This window comes from Pseudomonas sp. 203-8, from assembly GCF_020708595.1.
GTDB lineage: Bacteria > Pseudomonadota > Gammaproteobacteria > Pseudomonadales > Pseudomonadaceae > Pseudomonas > Pseudomonas aeruginosa.
The window spans coordinates 311,800-333,597 of sequence record NZ_JAJFDF010000004.1 but is presented as its reverse complement, the minus strand read 5'-3'; the positions used below and the strand labels follow the sequence as shown (position 1 = coordinate 333,597).

Annotated in this window: 20 protein-coding genes and 1 riboswitch; of the genes, 7 read left to right on the top strand and 13 right to left on the bottom strand. The window is 69.1% G+C overall.

Annotated elements, in window-relative coordinates; translation table 11 throughout:
* The first annotated feature begins 11 nt into the window (after positions 1-11).
* From LJF27_RS11440 to LJF27_RS11410, 7 genes are all read left to right on the top strand, one after another.
* Positions 12-890, top strand: coding sequence for an SDR family oxidoreductase (locus LJF27_RS11440; protein WP_003090991.1), 879 nt, complete (start codon positions 12-14; stop codon positions 888-890).
* 1 nt (position 891) lies between these two features.
* Complete coding sequence (atuC, locus tag LJF27_RS11435) at positions 892-2,508, top strand: geranyl-CoA carboxylase subunit beta (RefSeq protein WP_003114738.1); 1,617 nt, start codon at positions 892-894, stop codon at positions 2,506-2,508.
* A 116-nt stretch (positions 2,509-2,624) separates the two neighbouring features.
* Positions 2,625-3,785, top strand: a complete 1,161-nt coding sequence (gene atuD, locus LJF27_RS11430) for a citronellyl-CoA dehydrogenase (protein ID WP_025921194.1) — start codon at positions 2,625-2,627, stop codon at positions 3,783-3,785.
* 20 nt (positions 3,786-3,805) lie between these two features.
* Entirely contained in the window at positions 3,806-4,600 is a 795-nt protein-coding gene (gene atuE / locus LJF27_RS11425) for an isohexenylglutaconyl-CoA hydratase (RefSeq protein WP_003090995.1), read from the top strand.
* Positions 4,601-4,645: 45 nt separating this feature from the next.
* Positions 4,646-6,631: a geranyl-CoA carboxylase subunit apha gene (gene atuF, locus LJF27_RS11420; protein WP_003160590.1), complete on the top strand. Its 1,986-nt coding sequence runs from the start codon at positions 4,646-4,648 to the stop codon at positions 6,629-6,631.
* 57 nt (positions 6,632-6,688) lie between these two features.
* Positions 6,689-7,513 carry an SDR family oxidoreductase gene (locus LJF27_RS11415; RefSeq protein WP_003101741.1) on the top strand — a complete coding sequence of 275 codons (825 nt, stop codon included), beginning with the start codon at positions 6,689-6,691 and terminating at the stop codon, positions 7,511-7,513.
* 161 nt (positions 7,514-7,674) lie between these two features.
* Positions 7,675-9,501 (top strand): long-chain-acyl-CoA synthetase, encoded by a 1,827-nt coding sequence (locus LJF27_RS11410; protein WP_003117644.1) that lies wholly within the window; start codon positions 7,675-7,677, stop codon positions 9,499-9,501.
* A gap of 13 nt (positions 9,502-9,514) precedes the next feature.
* On the opposite strand, the gene LJF27_RS11405 is transcribed toward LJF27_RS11410, so the two are convergent.
* The 13 genes from LJF27_RS11405 to cobG all read right to left on the bottom strand — a co-directional run bounded on the left by LJF27_RS11405 (position 9,515) and on the right by cobG (position 21,401).
* A complete protein-coding gene (locus LJF27_RS11405; protein WP_003091000.1) occupies positions 9,515-9,937 on the bottom strand; it encodes a hypothetical protein in 423 nt (140 codons plus the stop codon).
* Positions 9,938-10,282: 345 nt separating this feature from the next.
* On the bottom strand, positions 10,283-11,047 hold the full coding sequence (gene sbrR, locus LJF27_RS11400; protein WP_016562070.1) for an anti-sigma factor SbrR: 765 nt from the start codon (positions 11,045-11,047) through the stop codon (positions 10,283-10,285).
* The gene (gene sbrI, locus LJF27_RS11395; RefSeq protein WP_003119848.1) at positions 11,044-11,628 is read right to left on the bottom strand and encodes an ECF family RNA polymerase sigma factor SbrI; all 585 of its coding nucleotides are present in this window, start codon (positions 11,626-11,628) and stop codon (positions 11,044-11,046) included. The genes sbrR and sbrI overlap by 4 nt, the downstream gene beginning before the upstream one ends.
* Before the next feature lie 328 nt (positions 11,629-11,956).
* Complete coding sequence (locus LJF27_RS11390; protein ID WP_003091003.1) at positions 11,957-13,396, bottom strand: PLP-dependent aminotransferase family protein; 1,440 nt, start codon at positions 13,394-13,396, stop codon at positions 11,957-11,959.
* A 221-nt stretch (positions 13,397-13,617) separates the two neighbouring features.
* Positions 13,618-13,986: a hypothetical protein gene (locus tag LJF27_RS11385; protein WP_003107036.1), complete on the bottom strand. Its 369-nt coding sequence runs from the start codon at positions 13,984-13,986 to the stop codon at positions 13,618-13,620.
* Between the two features lie 85 nt (positions 13,987-14,071).
* Entirely contained in the window at positions 14,072-14,710 is a 639-nt protein-coding gene (locus LJF27_RS11380; RefSeq protein ID WP_003091005.1) for a response regulator transcription factor, read from the bottom strand.
* Positions 14,711-14,903: 193 nt separating this feature from the next.
* Entirely contained in the window at positions 14,904-15,713 is an 810-nt protein-coding gene (locus LJF27_RS11375) for an OmpA family protein (RefSeq protein WP_003091007.1), read from the bottom strand.
* A complete protein-coding gene (locus tag LJF27_RS11370) occupies positions 15,713-16,072 on the bottom strand; it encodes a DUF4398 domain-containing protein (RefSeq protein ID WP_003091008.1) in 360 nt (119 codons plus the stop codon). The genes LJF27_RS11375 and LJF27_RS11370 overlap by 1 nt, the downstream gene beginning before the upstream one ends.
* The gene (locus tag LJF27_RS11365; RefSeq protein WP_003117645.1) at positions 16,069-16,917 is read right to left on the bottom strand and encodes a substrate-binding periplasmic protein; all 849 of its coding nucleotides are present in this window, start codon (positions 16,915-16,917) and stop codon (positions 16,069-16,071) included. Before LJF27_RS11365 ends, LJF27_RS11370 begins: the two co-directional genes overlap by 4 nt.
* 69 nt (positions 16,918-16,986) lie before the next feature.
* Positions 16,987-18,666 carry a precorrin-3B C(17)-methyltransferase gene (gene cobJ, locus LJF27_RS11360; protein ID WP_014833942.1) on the bottom strand — a complete coding sequence of 560 codons (1,680 nt, stop codon included), beginning with the start codon at positions 18,664-18,666 and terminating at the stop codon, positions 16,987-16,989.
* Positions 18,659-19,411 (bottom strand): precorrin-2 C(20)-methyltransferase, encoded by a 753-nt coding sequence (locus LJF27_RS11355; protein ID WP_003091011.1) that lies wholly within the window; start codon positions 19,409-19,411, stop codon positions 18,659-18,661. The genes cobJ and LJF27_RS11355 overlap by 8 nt, the downstream gene beginning before the upstream one ends.
* Positions 19,408-20,034 carry a precorrin-8X methylmutase gene (locus LJF27_RS11350; RefSeq protein WP_003117647.1) on the bottom strand — a complete coding sequence of 209 codons (627 nt, stop codon included), beginning with the start codon at positions 20,032-20,034 and terminating at the stop codon, positions 19,408-19,410. The genes LJF27_RS11355 and LJF27_RS11350 overlap by 4 nt, the downstream gene beginning before the upstream one ends.
* On the bottom strand, positions 20,031-21,401 hold the full coding sequence (cobG, locus tag LJF27_RS11345; RefSeq protein WP_003158669.1) for a precorrin-3B synthase: 1,371 nt from the start codon (positions 21,399-21,401) through the stop codon (positions 20,031-20,033). The genes LJF27_RS11350 and cobG overlap by 4 nt, the downstream gene beginning before the upstream one ends.
* Positions 21,402-21,490: 89 nt before the next feature.
* Positions 21,491-21,742, bottom strand: a riboswitch (cobalamin riboswitch).
* Between the last annotated feature and the right edge of the window lie 56 nt (positions 21,743-21,798).

Sequence of the window (21,798 nt, the reverse complement as noted above, 5' to 3'; positions counted from 1 at the left end):
TCACCAGAACAATGAGCTACGACTCGATCTTCCGACCTGGCCTGTTCGACGGCCAGACCATCATCGTCACCGGCGGCGGCAGCGGCATCGGCCGCTGCACCGCCCACGAGCTGGCGGCCCTCGGCGCCCACGTGGTGCTGGTCGGACGCAAGGCGGAAAAGCTGGAGAAGACCGCCGGCGAGATCGTCGAGGACGGCGGCAGCGTCAGCTGGCACGCCTGCGACATCCGCGAGGAGGAAGCGGTGAAGACGCTGGTGGCGAATATCCTGGCCGAACGCGGAACCATCCATCACCTCGTCAACAACGCCGGCGGCCAGTATCCCTCGCCCCTCGCCTCGATCAGCCAGAAGGGCTTCGAGACCGTGCTCCGCACCAACCTGGTCGGCGGCTTCCTGGTCGCCCGCGAAGTGTTCAACCAGTCGATGAGCAAGACCGGCGGCAGCATCGTCAACATGCTCGCCGACATGTGGGGCGGCATGCCCGGCATGGGTCACTCCGGCGCCGCACGCTCGGGCATGGAGAATTTCACCAGGACCGCCGCCGTCGAGTGGGGCCATGCCGGCGTGCGGGTCAACGCGGTGGCGCCGGGCTGGATCGCGTCCAGCGGCATGGATACCTACGAAGGCGCGTTCAAGGCGGTGATCCCGACCCTGCGCGAGCACGTGCCGCTCAAGCGCATCGGCAGCGAGTCGGAAGTCGCCGCCGCCATCGTCTTCCTGCTCTCCCCCGGCGCCGCCTTCGTCAGCGGCAACACGATCCGCATCGACGGCGCCGCCAGCCAGGGCAGCCGCGCCTTCCCGCTATTCAAGGGCAAGCCGGGACAGAGCCGCGCGTACAACGGCTTCCACCGCGCCTACCTGCCCGACGTACTGAAGGACCAGGAGGACTGACATGCCCGCGATCCAGTCGGAACTCGACGTCAACGGCGAGGACTTCGCCCGCAACCGCGAGGCCATGCTCGCCGCCGTGGCCGGCTTCCGCGAGTTGGAGCAGAAGGTCCTGGACAAGGCCGCCGAGGCCAGGCCGAAGTTCGAGAAACGCGGCCAGCTGCTGCCGCGCGAACGCCTGGCGCTGCTGCTCGACCCGGGCGCGCCGTTCCTCGAACTGTCCTCGCTGGCCGGCTACAAGCTGCACGACGACAAGGACGGCACCCAGGCCGGCGGCGGGATCATCGCCGGGATCGGCTACATCGCCGGGGTGCGCTGCCTGGTCAGTGCCAGCAACAGCGCGATCAAGGGCGGCACCATCTCCCCGACCGGGCTGAAGAAGACCCTGCGCCTGCAGCAGATCGCCATGGAGAACAAGCTGCCGGTGGTGACCCTCACCGAAAGCGGTGGCGCCAACCTCAACTACGCGGCGGAGATCTTCGTCGAAGGTGCGCGCGGCTTCGCCAACCAGGCGCGGATCTCCGCCATGGGCATTCCCCAGGTCACCGTGGTGCATGGTTCCAGCACCGCCGGCGGTGCCTACCAGCCGGGGCTGTCGGACTACGTGGTGGTGGTGCGCGGCAAGGCCAAGATGTTCCTCGCCGGGCCGCCGTTGCTCAAGGCCGCCACCGGCGAGATCGCCAGCGACGAGGAGCTCGGCGGAGCCGAACTGCACGCGCAGGTCGCCGGCACCGCGGAATACCTGGCGGAAAACGACGCCGACGGCGTGCGCCTGGCCCGCGAGATCGTCGGCATGTTGCCGTGGAACGCACAACTGCCGGCGCGCCCGGCGCGTTCCTGGCGTGAACCGCTGTACCCGGTGGAGGAGCTGCTCGGGGTGGTTCCGGCCGACCCGAAGAAGCCCTACGACGTCCGCGAGATCGTCGCGCGCATCGCCGACGGCTCCGAGTTCCTCGACTTCAAGAACGAGTTCGACGGCCAGACCGTCTGCGGCCACCTGCGCATCGAGGGCCACGCCTGCGGCCTGATCGGCAACAACGGACCGATCACCCCGCAGGGCGCGGCCAAGGCGGCGCAGTTCATCCAGCTCTGCGAACAGAGCAACACGCCGCTGCTGTTCCTGCACAACACCACCGGCTTCATGGTCGGCACCGAGTCGGAGCGCCAGGGCGTGATCAAGCACGGCTCGAAGATGATCCAGGCGGTGGCCAACGCCCGCGTGCCCAAGCTGACCCTGGTGGTCGGCGGCTCCTACGGCGCCGGCAACTACGCGATGTGCGGACGCGGCCTCGACCCGCGCTTCATCTTCGCCTGGCCGAACAGTCGCACCGCGGTGATGGGCGGTGCCCAGGCCGGCAAGGTGCTGCGCATCGTCACCGAGGAGAAACACGCCAAGGAAGGCAAGGAAGCCGATCCGAAGATGCTCGAGATGCTGGAAACCGTCACCGCGCAGAAGCTCGACAGCCAGTCCACCGCGCTCTACGGCACCGCCAGCCTGTGGGACGACGGCCTGGTCGACCCGCGCGACAGCCGCAGGCTGCTCGGCTACCTGCTGGATATCTGCGCGGAAGCCGAGGCGCGGCCGCTGAAGGGCAACAGCTTCGGGGTCGCGAGGTTCTGACTGCAACAGGCGAGCCGGCGACAGCCCCTCTCCCCGCTCTCCCTGAAGGAAGAGGGTTGGGAGAGAGCAAGCGGATCCTGCCGGAAAACAATGATGCCCAGGAGGAAAGACAACCCATGATCTTCACCCAGGAACACGAGGAACTCCGCCGCACCGTTCGCAGCTTCGTCGAGCGGGAAATCAACCCCAACGTCGACCAGTGGGAAAAGGACGGCCGCTTCCCGATCCACGAGATATTCCGCAAGGCCGGCGAACTCGGCCTGCTGGGCATCTCCAAGCCGGAGAAGTTCGGCGGCATGGGCCTGGACTACAGCTACTCGATCGTCGCCGCCGAGGAATTCGGCAGCATCACCTGCGGCGGCATCCCGATGGCCATCGGCGTGCAGACCGACATGTGCACCCCGGCCCTGGCCCGCTTCGGTTCCGACGAGTTGCGCGAGGAGTTCCTCCGCCCGGCCATCGCCGGCGAGATGGTCGGCTGCATCGGCGTCTCCGAGGTCGGCGCCGGCTCCGACGTCGCCGGCCTGAAGACCACCGCGCGCAAGGACGGCGACGACTATGTGATCAACGGCAGCAAGATGTGGATCACCAACTCGCCGTCGGCCGACTTCATGTGCCTGCTCGCCAATACCTCCGACGACAAGCCGCACGTCAACAAGTCGCTGATCGTGGTCCCGATGAAGACCCCGGGCATTACCCTCAGCCCGCACCTGGACAAGCTCGGCATGCGCAGTTCGGAGACCGCCCAGGTGTTCTTCGATAACGTCCGCGTACCGCAGCGCAACCGCATCGGCGCGGAAGGCGCCGGCTTCATGATGCAGATGCTGCAGTTCCAGGAAGAACGGCTGTTCGGCGCGGCCAACATGATCAAGGGCCTGGAGCACTGCATCGACGTCACCATCGAGTATTGCAAGGAGCGCAGGACCTTCGGCCAGCCGCTGATCGACAACCAGGTCATCCACTTCCGCATGGCCGAGATGATGACCGAGGTCGAGGCGCTGCGCGCCCTGGTCTACCAGGCCACCGAGCTGTACGTGAAAGGCAGGGACGTGACGCGCCTGGCTTCCATGGCCAAGCTCAAGGCCGGCCGCCTCGGCCGCGAGGTCAGCGACGCCTGCCTGCAGTACTGGGGCGGCATGGGCTTCATGTGGGACAACCCGGTCTCCCGCGCCTACCGCGACTCCCGCCTGGTATCCATCGGCGGCGGTGCCGACGAGATCATGCTCGGCATCATCTGCAAGCTGATGGGCATCCTGCCGGGCAAGAAGAAAGGCTGACGTTCCAGGAGGAAACCGGCATGAGCCTGCCGCATTGCGAGACCCTGCTGCTGGAACCCGTCGAGGGCGTCCTGCGGATCACCCTGAACCGCCCGCAAAGCCGCAACGCCATGAGCCTGGCGATGGTCGGCGAACTGCGCGCGGTGCTCGCCGCCGTGCGCGACGACCGTAGCGTGCGGGCGCTGGTGCTGCGCGGCGCCGACGGGCACTTCTGCGCCGGCGGCGACATCAAGGACATGGCCGGTGCCCGCGCCGCCGGGGCGGAAGCCTACCGCACGCTGAACCGCGCCTTCGGCAGCCTGCTGGAGGAAGCCCAGGCCGCCCCGCAACTGCTGGTGGCGCTGGTGGAAGGCGCGGTGCTCGGCGGCGGTTTCGGCCTGGCCTGCGTGTCGGACGTAGCGATCGCCGCCGCCGATGCGCAGTTCGGCCTGCCGGAAACCAGCCTCGGCATTCTCCCGGCGCAGATCGCGCCTTTCGTGGTCCGCCGCATCGGCCTGACCCAGGCCCGCCGCCTGGCCCTCACCGCCGCCCGCTTCGACGGCCGCGAGGCGCTGCGCCTGGGCCTGGTGCATTTCTGCGAGGCCGACGCCGATGCCCTCGAACAGCGCCTGGAGGAAACCCTCGAGCAACTGCGCCGCTGCGCGCCGAACGCCAACGCCGCCACCAAGGCCCTGCTGCTGGCCAGCGAAAGCGGCGAACTCGGCGCCCTGCTGGACGATGCGGCGCGCCAGTTCGCCGAAGCGGTGGGCGGCGCCGAAGGCAGCGAAGGCACCCTGGCCTTCGTACAGAAACGCAAGCCGGTCTGGGCCCAGTGAGCCACGACCGCGAAACAGGGCAACAGCCTCCAGGAGCCGAACGACATGCCCAGCTTCAACAAGATCCTCGTCGCCAACCGCGGTGAAATCGCCTGCCGGGTGCTGCGCACCGCCCATGAACTGGGCTACCGCAGCGTCGCCGTGTACAGCGAGGCGGACGCCGACGCCCGCCATGTGCAACTGGCCGACGAGGCCGTGTGCATCGGCCCGGCAGCGGTGGCGCAGTCCTACCTGAACCTCGAGGCGATCCTCGACGCCGCCCGTCGCAGCGGCGCCGAGGCGATCCACCCCGGCTACGGCTTCCTCTCCGAGAACGCCGAATTCGCCCGTGCCTGCGAAGCCGCCGGGATCGTCTTCATCGGCCCGGATGCGGAAGCCATCCACCTGATGGGCAGCAAGCGCCTGTCGAAGATCGCCATGCTCGCCGCCGGGGTGCCGTGCATCCCCGGCTACGAAGGCGCCGAACAGGACGACGCGACCCTGCGGCGCGAGGCCGAACGCATCGGCTACCCACTGATGATCAAGGCCAGCGCCGGCGGCGGCGGCCGCGGCATGCGCCTGGTGGAGGAACCCGACCAACTGCTGGAGCAGTTGCGCACCGCACGCTCGGAAGCGCTGGGCGCCTTCGGCAGCGCCGAACTGATCCTGGAGAAGGCCGTGCTGCGCCCGCGCCATGTGGAGATCCAGGTGTTCGGCGACCGCCACGGCAACCTGCTCTACCTCGGCGAACGCGACTGCTCGGTGCAGCGCCGCCACCAGAAGGTCATCGAGGAAGCTCCCTGCCCGGTGCTCGATGCCGACCTGCGTCGCGCCATGGGCGAGGCGGCGGTGAAGGCCGCGGCTTCGGTCAACTACGTGGGCGCCGGCACCGTCGAGTTTCTTCTCGGCGAGGATGGCCGCTTCTACTTCCTGGAGATGAATACCCGCCTGCAGGTCGAACACCCGGTCACCGAACTGGTCACCGGCCAGGACCTGGTGGCCTGGCAGATCCGCGTCGCCGAGGGCCATCCGCTGCCGCTGCGGCAGGAACAGGTGGAACTGCGCGGGCATGCCATCGAGGTCCGCCTCTACGCCGAGGACGCCGGTCGCGGCTTCCTGCCGCAGACCGGCACGGTGCTGCGCTGGGACCCGGAACTGCTGCCCGGCGTACGCATCGACCATGGCCTGGTCGAGGGGCAGGCGGTGACGCCCTTCTACGACCCGATGCTGGCCAAGCTGATCGCCTACGGGGCGACCCGCGACGAAGCCCGGCGCAAGCTGATCCGCGCGCTGGAGCGCTGCGTGCTGCTGGGGGTCGACGGCAACCAGCGGTTCCTCGCCAACCTCCTGGCGCATCCGGACTTCGCCGCCGGCGAGGCGACCACCGCCTTCATCGGCGAACGCTTCGCCGAAGACCCCAGCCTGCAACCGCGCCAGCCGGGCGCCGAGGAACTGGCCCTGGCCGCCGCCCTGCTCTACCAGGCCGGCGCCGAGGCCAGTGCGCACCAGCCCGGCCTGGCCGGCTGGCGCAGCGCCGCCGGGGCACCGTGGAAGATCGTCCTGAAGCACGCCGAACAGCGCCTGGAGATCGGCCTGGACGTCCTCGAAAGCGGTCGCCGGCCGCGACTGCTGGCGCGCCTGGAGCGACGCGAGATCGCCGTGCGCCTGCTCGACTGCGACGGACGCTGGGCCAGCGCCGAACTCGACGGCATTCGCCGCCGCCACGCCTACCACCTGGACGGCGGGCGCCTCTGGCTATACGGCCACGGCGGCAACCTCGAACTGCTCGACGTCACCCACGCCGGCGCCAGCGCCCAGGTCGGCGCCAGTTCCGGCACGCTCAAGGCGCCGATGGACGGCGCCATCGTCGAGGTGCTGGTCGGCGAGGGCGAACGGGTCGGCAAGGGCCAACTGCTGCTGGTGCTGGAGGCAATGAAGATGGAACACCCGCTGAAGGCCGGAGTCGACGGCGTGGTCCGCCGCGTCCAGGTCGGCCGTGGCGAGCAGGTGCGCAACCGGCAGGTGCTGGTCGAGGTGGAAGCCGACGCCTGAGACACCCCGCCGCTCATCCGCAACGACAACGACAACGACAAGAAAACGGAGACGCCCATGTCACTGCACGGCAAGACCCTGTTCATCACCGGCGCCAGCCGCGGCATCGGCCGGGAGATAGCCCTGCGCGCCGCGCGCGATGGCGCCAACCTGGTGATCGCGGCGAAGAGCGCCGAGCCGCATCCGAAGCTGGAAGGCACCATCTTCAGCGTCGCCGCCGAGGTCGAGGCCGCCGGCGGCCAGGCCCTGCCGCTGCAACTCGACGTGCGCGACGAGCAGGCCGTGGCGGCGGCCATGGCCCGCGCCGCCGAACGTTTCGGCGGGATCGACGCGCTGGTCAACAACGCCGGGGCGATCCGCCTGGTCGGGGTGGAGAAGCTGGAGCCCAAGCGCTTCGACCTGATGTACCAGATCAACACCCGCGCGGTGCTGGTCTGCAGCCAGGCCGCCCTGCCCTACCTGCGCAGGAGCGCCAACGGCCACATCCTCAGCCTGTCGCCGCCGATCAACCTGGCCGGCAGGTGGTTCGCCCAGCACGGCCCCTACACGGTCACCAAGTACGGCATGAGCATGCTTACCCTGGGGATGCACGAGGAGTTTGGGAAATACGCCATCAGCGTCAACGCGCTGTGGCCGAAGACCATGATCGCCACCGCCGCCATCGAGTTCGAGCTGGGCAGCCGTGACGCCTTCCGCCGCGCGCGCACCCCGGCGATCATGGCCGACGCCGCGCACGCCATTCTCACCAGCGAGGGGCGCAGCCTCAGCGGGCGCCTGCTGGTCGACGAGGAATTGCTGCGCGAGCGCGGCCAGAGCGATTTCGAGCAGTACCGCTACGACCCGGAGGGTGGCGCGCTGGTGCCTGACCTGTTCCTCGACTGAGGTCTCCGACGAAAGGCGCGCGGCGCTCTGCGGCGGGCTTCCGGGCTATTTGCCGAAGTGCCCCGGGGCGACCGCGCAACGGTCATAGCCGAGGCGGCGGCTGCGGTCTAGAGTCGCGGGAGCGTCCTACGCCCCGCACAACAACGACAAGCGCGAGAGCCATGACCCACGCCGACCTGATCACTTTCAACCGTTTCGTTGCCCGCCTGCCTGCCACCTTCGGCCGCGTGCCGCGCATGCTGCGCGGCCTGTACTACACCGCGATCCGTAACCGCGAGAAGAGCCTGTCCCTGGGCTGGGCGCTGGAGCGCGCGGCACGCCTGTACCCGGACAACCCGGCGGTGCTCGACGGCCAGCGGCGGATCAGCTACGCCCTGTTCAACGGCTGGGCCAATCGCCTGGCGCGCGCCTTCAAGGCCGAGGGCGTAGGCCACGGCAGCGTGGTCGCGGTGATGCTGGAAAACCGCGTCGAGCTGCTGGCGATCCTCGCCGCCCTGGCCAAGCTCGGCGCCATCGGCGCACTGGTCAACACCACCCAGCGCGGCAAGGTCCTGGTGCACAGCCTGAACCTGGTGAAGCCCGGCCACTTCGTGGTCGGCGAAGAGTTGCGCGAGGTGTTCGAGGAAGTCCGCCAGGAGGTGCTCGGCAACGCCGGCCATTGCTACTGGGTCGACGACGGCGACACCCTCGGCGATCCCGGCTCGCCGCCGATGGGCTGGCGCAACCTGATGCGCCTGGCCCAGGGACAGACCTCGGAGAACCTCGAGGACACCGGCAGGGTGCGGCTCAAGGACTCCTGCTTCTACATCTACACCTCCGGCACCACCGGCCTGCCGAAAGCCTCGATCATGAGCCACGGCAAGTGGATCAAGGCCTACGGCGGCTTCGGCCATTCCGGCCTGGGCCTGGGCCGCGACGACGTGCTCTACCTGACCCTGCCCTGCTACCACAACAACGCCGTGACCGTCTGCTGGAGCGCGGCGCTCGCCGGCGGCGCGGCCATGGCCCTGCGCCGCAAGTTCTCCGCCAGCGGTTTCTGGAAGGACGTGCAACACTACCGGGCGACCTGCTTCGGCTACATCGGCGAGCTCTGCCGCTACCTGCTGAACCAGCCACCGTGCGCCGAGGAACGCGGCAATAGCCTGACCTGCATGATCGGCAACGGCCTGCGCCCGTCGATCTGGGCCGAGTTCAAGCAACGCTTCGAGATCCAGCGGATCACCGAGTTCTACGCTTCCAGCGAAGGCAACATCGGCTTCACCAATGTATTCAATTTCGACAATACGGTGGGCTTCTCCCCAGCCACCTACGCCATCGTCCGCTACGACCTGGAGAACGACCATCCGGTGCGCGACGCCAAGGGCTTCATGGAGAAGGTCGGCAAGGGCGAGGTCGGCCTGCTGATCAGCGAGATCAGTGCGAAGTGGCCGTTCGACGGCTACACCGATCCGGCCAAGAGCGAAGCGGTGATCCTCCGCGACGTGTTCAAGAAGGGCGACGCCTGGTTCAACACCGGCGACCTGATGCGCGACATCGGTTTCAAGCACACCCAGTTCGTCGACCGTCTCGGCGACACCTTCCGCTGGAAGGGCGAGAACGTTTCCACCACCGAGGTGGAAAACGCCCTCGGCGCCTTCGACGGGGTCGAGGATGCGGTGGTCTACGGCGTGGAGATTCCCGGCACCAACGGCCGCTGCGGGATGGCCGCGCTGCGCCTGGCCGATGGCGTCGAACTGGACCGCGACGCTCTCGCCGCGCACCTCGACCGCGAGTTGCCGGCCTATGCCACACCGGTGTTCCTGCGCCTGCTGCGCGAAGTCGAGACCACCGGCACCTTCAAGTACAAGAAGACCGACCTCAAGCGCGACGCCTACGATCCCGCGCGGGTCAGCGACAAACTCTTCGTCAGGTTGCCCGGCAGCGCCGGCTACCAGCCGCTGGACGCGGAGCTGTACCAGGCGTTGCAGGAGCAGCGCTACCGCTTCTGAGCACCGTGGCGGCCTACTGGCGGAACTCGAACTGCAACTCGGCCCCTTCCAGGGGCCGCGACACGCCCAGTTCGCGGTCGCGATAGAGCAACTGGCCGTTGAGGCGGAAGTCGCTGTCGTCCTTTTCCTCGAACATCGGCGGCAACAGCGGCTTGGGCTTATGGGTCTCTTCCGTGCCGGGCGGCGCCATCTTCTGCACCAGTTCCTTCGGCAGGCGCAGGTCCAGCTTGGCGCTCGGCAGCGGCTTGCGTACCTCGGGGTCGAGACGAGCGGTGGAAGCGCGCTTCGCCGGCGCCGGCTTGTCCTTGGCGACCGGCCTGCTGGCCGGCTTCGGCGGCGCAGCCGCAGGCTTCGGCTTGGCCGGCGGCTTGGGTTCGGCAACCTGCTCCGCGGCTGGCGCGACCTTCTTCGAAGCTGTTTTCGGCGCGGCAGGCACGGCAGGCGCTGGCTCCGCTCGTGCAGGCTTCACTGGCTTGGCAGGGGCGCGCTGCTCCTGCGGCGGTGCTTCCGGGGCTTTCTTTTCCGGTGCCTTGGAGCCGTCATCGCAGGCCGCCAGGAAGCAACCGAAAAGAACAACGACGCAAATTCGGCAAAGACGTTTCATAGTCACGCAGGTATGGCCAATTGCGGCAATGCTGACGGCAGACAGCAACCAAGGCAAGGGGTCACTATCGTCATCCTGGCACTCTCTCTGTTGTTCGCCCCATGTCTAACCTGTCATGCGCGGATAACCGCTTGATGTCAGCCCGCGACGCCGCCGCCGCGTCGCGGGCCATGGTCGTCACGGCCGTTTCCTGGCGCTCGCGGCTATCGTCGCGAGGCGTTCCAGTCGTTCCACCAGGTTCTCTCCGGGGAAACGTTTCTGCAGCTCGGCCAACTGGGTCGCGGCCTGCTCCGTCTTGCCCTGCTCACGCAGGGCAAGGACCGCCCCGAGCGCCTCGTCGAGCACCTCCGGCTTCACCGCAACCGCCTTGCCCCTGGCCTGGGCGACGAAGTCGCCGGCCAGCGCCGCCTGGACCTTCGCCTGCTGCGCGGCCTGGGCCGGCGGTCGGTCGGCCAGGGCAGCCGGAGCCGCCGGCGCGGCCTCGGCCATCAGTTGCGGCGCCTCCCCGGACGATGCGTAGCTGGCCAGCAAGGCCGGGGGCTCCGACATCTCGCCGGACAGCGGAGCCGGCGCCGCCGGCGCGCGCATGGCCCGCTTCGCCGCAGCGGCCCCGGCGACTCCGTCGCGCAGGGGCACATCGCTGAACGCCACTTCGGGGCGGGCCTGGCGCTCGGCGTCGTCCAGCACGTTGTGGCTGACCAGCCCCAGCACCAGCGCCACGCCCAGCAGGCTGGCGAAAGCCGCCTGCCAACGCGGCCTGCGGGAGGCTTCCAGCCAGCGCCGCCACCAGGACCGGGCGGGTTCGACATGCGCCGCCTGGCGTCGCGCGGCGGCGAGGATCGCCTGATCCAGCGCCGGCGCCGGCTGCTGCGGCGCGTGGGCGCGGAAATGCGCCAGCATCTGCTCTTCGGCGACGCTCGCGGAATGCTTCTGTGGGTTCATACCGCCACCTCCTCGGCCAGCAGCCGGCGCAGCTTCTGCACCGCGTAGCGGAAACGGCTCTTCACCGTCTCCAGCGGCGACTGGGTGAGCGTGGCGATCTCGGCCAGTTCCAGTTCGCCGTGGGCGCGCATCAGGAATACCTCGCGCTGTTCCTCGGGCAGGGTCTCCAGCGCGCTCTGCAAGCGCTCGCCGTCGCGGCTCAGGCTGAGCTGCTGCTCGGGGCCGGCGCCCTGGTCGGGTTGCGCGTGCAACTGTTCGTCGTAGCTGTCCTGCAACGGCTGGCGCTGGCCATGCTTGCGCCAATGATCGATCAGGCGGTTGCGGGCGATCTGGTAGAGCCAGGTGCGGAAGCTCGCCCGGCCCTGCGGCTGGCTCTCGCTGCGGATCAGGCTGAGCCAGGTTTCCTGGTAAATCTCGTCGGCCAGTTCGGTCTGTCCGGCCAGGCCGCAGAGAAAACGGTAGAGACCCTGCCGATGGCGCTGGTAGAGCACCTCGAAGGCCGCGCTGTCGCCCTTGCGGTAACGCGCCAGCAGCGTTTCGTCGCTGCCGGCGGCCGTCGTGGCGCTGGTGGAGGCATGCATGCCGCTGGTCGACTCCTGTCCTGTGTCAAAGGCGACCGAGAGCAGGCTCATCGGCCACATCCTTCGCGGCACGCATCGGCGTCGCCACGAAACGCCCGGGCCGTCGCCAGAAGCGCGGCCGGAGCGGCTATCGGTAGACATTTTCCAGCGTCGGACAGTTCGGCGAAAGTGCCGGTCCGGATGGAAGCCGGGAAAAACATCGAGACGACCTCGTCGTGCAGCGGAGATACCCGCTGAGACGAAGCTGTCGGTGGATTCGGGTTAATCCCCGGGAAAATTCTTCGCGGACTGTCGCGGGGCGCCCCTCAGCCAGGGGAGCGCCTCGCGCTCAGGCGGCGATAAGGCCTTCCTGGCAAAGCTGCCCGGCAAGCATGCCGAGGGTCATGATCGCCCGCTCCGCCTCGCGGTTCCAGGGAATCCCGCAGGTCAGCCGCAGGCAGTTGTTGAACTGCTCGGTGTTGCTGAAGATCAGCCCCGGGGCGATGCTGATGCCCTGCTCCAGGGCCCGCACGTGGAGTTCCTTGGTGTTGACCTTGGCCGGCAGGCTGACCCAGAGGATGAAGCCGCCCTTGGGCCGGGTCATCTGCGTACCTTCCGGGAAGTACTGCTGCACCGCCAACTGGTAGGCGGTCATGTTCTTCCGGTACTCCTGGCGGATGTAGCGCAGGTGGCGGTCGTAGCCGCCGTTCTCCAGGTAGGCGGCGACGCCCATCTGGGTCACGGTGCAGGCCGAATGGGTGGTGAAGGTCTGCAAGCGACGGATCTCCTCCTGGTAGCGCTCGGCGATGATCCAGCCGATGCGTACGCCGGGCGAGATGGTCTTGGAGAAACTCGAGCAGTAGATCACCCGGCCGTCGCGGTCGTGGGACTTGAGCGAGCGCGCCTGGCCCTGGTCGAACATCAGTTCGCCGTAGATGTCGTCCTCGACCACCCCGATGTTGTGTTCGGCGGTCAGTTTCAGCAGTTGCTTCTGGCGATCCTCGGGAATCGTCCCGCCGAAGGGATTGCTCAGCCGCGCGGTCAGCACCAAGGCCTTGATCGACCACTGGTTGGCCGCCAGTTGCAGCGCTTCAAGGCTGATCCCGGTGCGCGGGTCGCTGGGGATCTCGATGACCTTCAGGCCCAGCACGTCGGCCAGTTGCAGCAGGCCGTAGTAGCTCGGCGACTCGGTGGCGATCAGGTCGCCGGGACGGGTCAGCACCCGCAGGGCCATGTGGATCGCATCCACGCAGCCGTGGGTGATGGTCACCTGCGACGGGTCGACCACCACGCCGGCGTCGCGCATGCGGATCGCCACCTGCCGCCGCAGCGGCTCGAAACCGGGGCTGAACATGTAGCTGAACGCCCGTGGGCTCTGGAAGCGGGTGACCTTGGCCAGTTGCTGGTGCAAGGCGCGCACCGGCAGGTAGTCCACGTGCGGCACCGCCGCGCCGAGCGGGAATACCCCTTCGCGGCGGGACTCGGCGAGCACCTGGTTGATGATGCTGCTGCGGGTGACCAGGCCGGGACGCTCGACCCGCGCGATATCCGGGGTCGGCGCGGTCAGCGCCGGGGTGCGGTGGACGTAGAAGCCGGATTGCGGACGGGCGCGGATCAGTCCCTGGTCCTCGAGGGTGGCGTAGGCCTGCAGCACGGTGGCGTGGCTGACGTTCAACTGGGTACTGAGCTTGCGTACCGACGGTACCCGCTCGCCCGGCTGGTAGACGCCACGGCGAATGTCCTCGGCCAACTGCTGGGCGATGCGTTGGTAAAGCAGCAGATTGGTCATGGCGGGTTTTCCTCGGCGATTGAACCGAAACAGTAGCTCAATTCGTGAAACTGCTCCAGAACAGTTCGGCCGACAACCAGGCATACAGTCGCAAAACTGTACGGGTCGGTCGCAGAGACGGCGCGTTCGCGAGAAAAAGAAAACCCGGTCGGTCGCCACCGGCCGGGTGCGGGCGGGAAACAGTCCGCCAAGAGCCGCCTGGGGAGCGGCCATAGGGAAAGTCAGAAACGCAACGCGTCCGCCGCCGCGCTCTCGCCGGTCAACGCTTGCCAGGCGAAGGGGCTTGGCGCCAGGCCGAGATCGCCGAACAGGCGGTAGTCCGGGACGGCGGCGGGCTGGCGGGCGGCCGGGGAAAAATCATCGCGGCCGAGGCGGGTGACCAGAACCCGGGCCTGCACCTGCAACGCCACCAGGCTGAGGCTTTCCCGCGCCGTGCAGCCCGCCTCGCCGCACGCCACCGGCGAGTCCTCCAGCAGGAGTTCCTGGCGGCGTGCTTCGGCAACCGCGCGGAGTTCGGCGGCGAAGGACGGCTGGCACAGGCTCAGCAACAACGGCAGGACGAAACGGGCAAAGCGGGGCTGGCGGATCATGCGGATTCCTCGGCTGCGGCGGGATGGCTCCCGGGGGCTGGCGAGGATTGTTCCGCAACTGGCGGTCGAGATGTTTCGAACCCGGTCAGGCGAGTTCGTGGAGCCAGTTCATCACGCCCAGGGCGATCAGTTCGGCGTCACTGTTGAGGCCTATCTTGACCATCGCGTTCTTCTTGTGGGTGCTGATGGTCGACACGCTGCGCATGGTCCGCTGGGCGATCTCGCTGACCGTGTCGCCACGCGCCAGGCGCCGGAGGATGTCCACCTCGGTGGGGCTCAGCGGCTTGCCGGTATGCCGCTGCGGGTGCAGGCCGGGGTCGAGGAAGGTCTGTCCGAGCGCCATGCACTCCAGCGCCGCCTTCAACGTCTCCAGCGGGCTGCGCTTGCTGATGTAGGCCGAGGCGCCGCTGCGCAGGACCGCCTTGGCCAGCAACGGCGCGCTGAACACCGAGTAGACCATCACCTTCATTTGCGGGCAGTGCCGGGTCAGCCATTCCACCAGGTGGATACCGTCGCGGCTGCGCTGGCCAGGCAAGCCCAGCTCGGTGATCAGGATGCTTTCCGGCGGCAGGTCGGCCAGGCGCTCCACCAGGCTGTCGCTATCGCCGACCACCGCCAGCACCTGGCGTCCGCACTCCTCGCTGAGGTAGCGCTGCAGCGCCCACTGCATGACCGGGAAGGAATCGGCGATCACCAGCCCCGGCAGGGTTTCGTTCGAACTCATTGCGCCTCTCTACTCGTTATAACGAAATACAAGGTGCTTATGCTGCACGGATTGCTGCTCGAACTAGTTCGATCCCGATGATAGCCCGCTCTTGCGCAAGTTCTGACAGAGAAATCCGGCGCCACCCGGTTCGCCAGGCGAAAAAAGCCCCGGACCCTTTGGGGTACCGGGGCTCCCTGCGGCGGCGCGGGGCTCAGCGCGGCGCGCTGAGCTGGCCCTTGTCGTTGGAGAAGACGATCTCCACCCGGCGGTTCTGCGCCCGCCCCCGGTTGGAGGCGTTGTCGGTGACCGGGAAGGCTTCGCCGTAGCCGACCACCTGCATGCGCGCGGGATCCACGCCGAGATCGGCGAGCACGTCGGCCACCGCCTGGGCGCGCTCGCGCGACAGGTCGAGGTTGGCCTGCCTGTCGCCGACGCTGTCGGTATAGCCTTCGATGCGGATCACCCGCCGCGGATTGAGCTGGAGGAACTGCACCAGCTTCAGCGCGGTGCGGTTGGCCGCCGGCTTGAGTTCGGCGCGGTTGAAGTCGAACAGCACGTCGCCAAGGGTGAGCACCAGGCCACGCTCGGTTTCCTCGGTGCTGAGACTGGCGATCTCCTCGCTCAGGCGCTGGCCCTGCTCCTGCACGCTGAGCAGCTTGGCTTCGCGCAGGGCCAGTTGCAGGCGCTCGCGCTCCAGTTGCAGGCGGGTCAGGCGCTCCTGGTTGAGGTTGAGCAAGGCGTGCTGGCGAGCGATCTCGCTGTAGCGCTGGCTCAGGTAGGCATACTGGATCACGTCGCTGCTGCTGCCCCAGTAGCTGGACAGGCGTTCGGCGCGGGCCAGCGATTCGCCGGCGCGGATCACATCCTTGGGCGCCGCGCGGAGCACGTCGGAATCTTCCTTGACCTGGTCGAACTCGCTCTGCGCCTTGGCCAGCGACTGTTCGCTGAGCTTGTGGTCGGCGCAGCCAGCCAGCGCGGCGCAGGCCAGCAGGGTGGCGAAGAGAGTCGCTTTGCCCGGCATCAGTCGGTCTCCCCCAGTTGCTTGCGCAGACGTTTCAGGCTCTTGTCCAGCTCGCCGAGCTGGTCCTTGCTCTTCTGCGTCAGCACCTTGGACTCGGCGAGGCGTGCGTCCAGCTCGGCCTGCTCGGCCAACAGGCGCGCCTTCTTGTAGGACTCCGCGGTCATCGCGATCTGCGCCGCGGCGTACTTGTCCTGGGCCAGTTTCAGCTCGGCCACGTCGTCGGTGGCACCCACCGCCTTGGCCTGCTCCAGCGCCTGTTCGGTCAGGCGCATCTGCTCCAGCGGAGCCGGGTCGTTGCTCGCACAACCGCTCAGGGTCAGCGCGGCGAGGCCTGCGGCCATCATCCATCGAATGCTCACAAGTCACTTTCCTGCGTAGTCGAACTGGCGCCGGAAGCCGGCAATTGCTGGGCTTTCCAGCGTTCGAGATTGTCCTGCAAGAGCGTTACGGGAACGCCGGCAGCCGACAATTCTGTCATCTTTTTCGCCAGTTGTCCGCGCAGCCACGGATCGTTGCAGGCGGAGTTGTGCGACAGCGTCAGGTACAGCCCCTCGCTGCTCAGCACCGGTTCCAGCGCCTCCAGGTCGTCGGCCATGCCCAGCGCCTCGACCTGGGCCTGCCCGGGCAACGCCTGGTAGAGGAGGAACTCGCTGCGCTTGAGCATCAGGTCCTGCAAGCCCTGGGTCAGGCTCGGCACCGGCTTCAGGTCGAGACTGGCCTTGGCGAAGCGGTCGAACTCCTCGCCCAGGCTGCTGCCGGCCAGCACGCTGCCCTTGTGCCCGATCAGGTCGTCGCGGCCGATGAACGGGAACGCGGCGTCCTTGTTCACCCAGACCACCCCGCTGGTCATCAGGAACGGCGGATGTACATAGTCCATGCTGCCGAGCCGTGCCAGGGTCAGGTAGGCCCCGGCGAGCAGGTCGGCGCGACCGCTGGTCACCTCTTCCTGGGCCTCCTCCCAGGAGCCGCTGTAGAGCACGTCGATGCGCACGCCGAGCTCCTTGCCCAGGCGCTGCAACAGGTCGGCATTGGCTCCGATCAGGCGCTTCGGATCCTGCGGGTCGCGCCACAGGTAGGGTGGGTACTCCGGGTTGCCGGTGGCCACCAGGCGCTCGCAGGAGCCGGCCGCCGCGGCCAGCCCCGGAACGAACAGCGCCGCCAGCAGGATGCCGGCCAGGCGGCACGGGGAACAGCGAAAGGACATGGATTCAGGCTCCGCGGTACAGGGATGCGCGCAGCAGTCTGCCACATTTCCGCGCGCGCTCCCGCCCCGCTATTCCGATGGGTACCAGCGCGGCGTGTAGACCCAGGCTTCGCCGTCGGCGCGCGGGAAGCTGCGGGTAGTGGACGAGCCGATGATCACCAGGGTGCGCATGTCCACCTGCTCCGCACGCAGCTCGCCCAGGGTGGTGCGCAGCAGGCGCTCACCGGGCCGCCCGATGTCGCGACCGAGCACCACCAGGGTCTGCGGCGAACGATGGCGGGCGACGATCTCCAGCGCCCGTCCCAGTTGCCAGGGCCGCGCCCGCGAGATCGGATTGTAGAAAGCCATCGCCAGGTCGGCGGCGCCGGCCAGGTCCAGGCGCCGCTCGATCACCTCCCAGGGCTTGAGGTTGTCGGACAGCGACAGCACGCAGAAATCGTGGCCCAGAGGCGCCCCCGCCCTGGCCGCGGTGGCCAGGGCCGCCGAGACGCCAGGGAAGATCCGCAGCTCGACCGCGTCCCAGGCCGGCTCGCCAGCGCCATGCAGGGCTTCCAGCACCGCGGCGGCCATGGCGAACACGCCGGGGTCGCCGGACGATACCAGCACCACCGCCCTGCCCGTCGCCGCCAGTTCGAAGGCATGCCGGGCGCGCTGCAATTCCTCGCGGTTGTCGCTGCCATGCAGCACCTGTCCGGCGCGGAAGGGTCCGGCCATGTCGACGTAGGTCTGGTAGCCGAGGATGTCCTCGGCCTCGTCCAGTGCCCGCCGCGCCGCAGGCACCATCAGCTCGGCGCAGCCGGGCCCCAGGCCGATCACTGTGAGTCGGCCGCGACGCTGGCCGATGCGGTCCATCGCCAAGGGCGCGGCGGCCACCGCCAGTCGGTCGCCGACCTGCTCGGCGGCGGGCAAGGCCTGGCGCAGGCGCGCAGCGGGATCGGTCTGCGGCAGGAAGCGCAGCGGTACGCCGAGCGCATCGGCGGCGGCCTGCAGGCGCGGATCGGCCATCCGCGCGCTGTCGGCCAGCAAGCCGCCGAGCGCCGCCGCGGCCAGGCCGGCATCGACCAGCGCCTGGCGCACCGCGTCCGCCGCCGCGTCGGCAGGTTCGAGCGCCGCCAGCACGCAGCGCGGATGGATCAGCAGTTCCTCGGCCCGCGGCGCACGCGCCGAGGGCGTCACGTGAATCGCCAGCGCTGCCTCCGGGTCGCGCGGCAAACGGGCCGCGTCGAGCCAGTCGGCGGCACCCTCGACGCGCACCGGCTGGCCACCGAGCAAATCGGCAACGAAGCGCTTGCCCTGCTCCAGGTCGGCCAGGACATAACCGGCGGGCGGGTTGAGCACGCAGGTGCCGAAGCGCAGCTCGCCGCTGGTGGTGATCGCCGGCGCCACGGCCAGCACCTCGCCGATTTCCCGCGCCAGCCGGTTGACCCCGGCCAGCCCGCCGAGCAGCGGCACCACCGCGCTGCCGTCCTCGGCCAGGGCCAGCACCGGCGGCTCCGCTCCCTTGCGTTGCAACAACGGCGCCAGGCTGCGAATGACGATGCCGGCGGCGCACAGGGCGACGATCGGGCGGTCGGCGCAATACAGTTCGCGCAGGGTGTCGCCGAAGTCCGTATAGGAACGGTCGGCCTCGACCCGCCCGGCGAGCCCGTGGACCAGCGCCCCGGGATAGCGCGCCTGGACCCGCCGCGCGGTATCCAGCGCGCCCTGGCCGAGGATGACGATGGCCGGAACCTGCTGGGCGTCACTCACCACCGGCCCCTCCCTGCCACTTGTCGCCGGGAACGACGATCAGCGAGAAGTACGGCGAGGCCATCGGCTCCACCCGTTCCAACGGCACGATCCGCTGGTTGGCCATGGTCGCCCGCTCGACGTACAGCGCGCGGCGCTCGAGGCCAAGCTCGACCAGCACGCGGCGGACCTTGTCGAAATTGCGGCCGAGCTTCATCACCACCGCCGCGTCGGCATCCGCCAGGCGCCGGCGCAACTCCTCCTCGGGCAGCACTCCGGAGAGCACCGAGAGGCTCTGGTTGCGGTACACCAGCGGCGCACCGAGCACCGCCGCGCCGCCGAGCATCGAGCAGACGCCAGGCACCACTTCGCTTTCGTAGCGCGTCGCCAGGCGGTCGTGCAGGTACATGTAGGAACCGTAGAAGAACGGGTCGCCCTCGCAGATCACCGCCACGTCGCGGCCGGCGTCCAGGTGCGCGGCCAGCTGTTCGGCGGCGGTGTCGTAGAAATCGCTGATGATGGTCTCGTAGCACAGCGGCGGTTCCAGCTTCTCGGTGGTCACCGGATAGACCAGCGGCAGGCGCACCTGGGCCTGGTCCAGGTGCGCCTCGATGATGCCGAAGGCGTTGCCCTTCTTGCCCTTGGCCACGAAATAGCCGACCACCGGCGCCGCGCGCAGCAGGCGCAGGGCCTTGAGGGTGATCAGTTCGGGATCGCCGGGCCCGACGCCCAGGCCCAGCAGGCGGCCCTTCACGACACTCATCATTCGCGCTCCGTGGCCAGGGCGTTCACCGCCGCGGCGGCCATGGCGCTGCCGCCACGGCGACCGCGGACGATCACGTAGGGCACCCCGCGGCTATCGGCGGCGAGCATCTCCTTGGATTCCGCGGCGCCGACGAAGCCGACCGGGAAGCCCAGGATCAGCGCCGGTTTCGGCGCGCCGGCGTCGAGCATTTCCAGCAGGTAGAACAGCGCGGTCGGCGCGTTGCCGATCACCACCACGCTGCCCTCCAGGTGCTCGCGCCAGTGCTCCAGGGCCACCGCCGAGCGGGTATTGCCGAGTTCCGTGGCGAGCGCCGGCACGTCCGCTTCGTTGAGGGTGCAGATCACCCGGTTGGCGGCGGGCAGCCGCGAGCGGGTCACTCCTTCGGCGACCATCCGCGCGTCGCAGAGGATCGCCGCGCCGGCGGTCAGCGCGGCGCGGCCGGCGGCGCCGGCGCCGGGCGAGAAGCGCAGGTCGTCGACCACGTCGACCATGCCGCAGGCGTGGATCACCCTGACCGCGAGCTTTTCAAGGTCGGCCGGGATGCCGGCGAGGTTCGCTTCAGCGCGGATGGTGGCGAACGACTGGCGATAGATCGCCTGGCCATCGCGGATGTAGTCAATCATGCGGGTTTTCCGGAAGTGGGCTGGGAAGGCAGGGCCGCCAGGTAGTCGGCGGCCGTGGCGAAAGTCAGGCGGCTGGCCAGCAACTGGCCGAATCCGGGGTGGCATGGGTCGTGCCGGTACAGGTCGTAGAACCCGCCGCTGCGCGCCAGCAGGGTGAGCGGCGCGCGGTGGGCGGCGGCGCAGGACCGTTCGCAGCCGCACAGGTGCAGTTGCGGCAGGTCGCTGCGCGGGCCGAGGCGTTCGGCCAGGCGCAAGGCGTCGCCCTTGGTGTCGGCCAGGCCCCTGGCGCAGGCGCTGGAACCGCTGCAGGCGATCAGCCGCGCCAACGGCGCATCGGGCTCGGTCAGCAGGCCGAGTCCGCGCAGGCCGAGCAGCGCCTGGTCGGCCTCGGCATGCGCCAGGTTCGGCAGGAGCACGCCTTGCCAGGGGGTCAGGCGCAGGCTGCCGTCGCCATGGCGTTCGACCAGCTCGGCCAGGCCTTCCAGGCAAGCGCTGTCGAGCCGGCCGAGCGGCGCCGCCGCGCCGACCATCACCAGGCCCGGCTGGCGTTGCGGCTGGACGCCGAGATGACTCCACGGACGCCCCGGCGAACGCCGCCAGGCCGCCACCCGCTCGTCACGCCGCAGAGGGAAATCCAGGCGCGCCTGCAAGGCCTCCAGCAAGGGTTCTCCGGCCAGCTCCTGCAACAGGTGGCGCATTCGCGTCTGTTGCGGCTGGGCGCGCTCGAGGAACAGGTCGAGCAGCGCCAGCACCAGGGACTCGCCCCGCTCCGCCGGCAACGCCGCCAGGGGGCGGTCGCGGGCCGGGCAGCCGGCGAGTCCGAAGACCAGCGTCGCGGTCGGCGCCGCGGGCATCGGCGAGAGCCAGATGTCATGGGGATGTTCGAGCATCGCCAGGTCTTCGCCGCCGTCCAGCTGGATGGCGAACTTGGCCGACAGCGCGTGGTAGCGGCTGTCCGCCTGGAGCCGCAGCAACAGCCGAGCGGCCAGCGGGCGCACGTCCAGCGACAGGTGCGGATCGAGCCCGGCGGCCGGGCTGAGCATCAGGTTGCGCACGTCGTCGGCGCCGGCCAGGGACCCATGCCGGGGACCGAGGCCGGCGTCCAGCAGGCGGCGGACAAGCCGCTCTTCCTCGCCGCGACGGACGCCGCGCAATTGCAGGTTGGAACGGTTGGTCGCCTCGATCACGCCGCTGGCGCAATCCCGCGCCGCGGCCGCCACGGCGCGTGCCTGGGCGGCGTCCAGGCGGCCGGCGTCGAGCTTGATGCGGCAGATGCCGCCGTCCAGCGCCTGGACGATACGCAGCAGGCCGGGACAGGGCGACGGACGTGGTACGGGCAGGGGCGCCGGGGTCTGGTCGTCGTTCAAAAACGCTACTCGAATCGGCGTCGCGGCGACCGCACCGCTGTCCCCCAGGGACAGACCACGGCATCGGTACACCCCGCCCGATGTTGGCACTCGCGACTGGTTTCGGCGGCAGGTCTCCTGGCTCGCAGCCCGGCGTTCCACCCGGGGGAGGAACCTCCGCTTCGCGCCGCCTTCCCGGTAATCCAGTGGCGAATGGCGCGAATACAGGCTGCATACAGTTGCGGGGGCAGCCACGGCTAGGCCCGGGCTTCGAAAAGACCGCGGCTCCGTGTTCCCTCTTCGGCCCTCGTTGGCCCCGCGCTAACGCGAAAGGGCCGGGCACCGACGAACGCGCTATTATGCCGCCCAGCCCGGGGCCGGGAAAACCCATTCCGTCCGGAAGCCGTCGCGGGCCCTT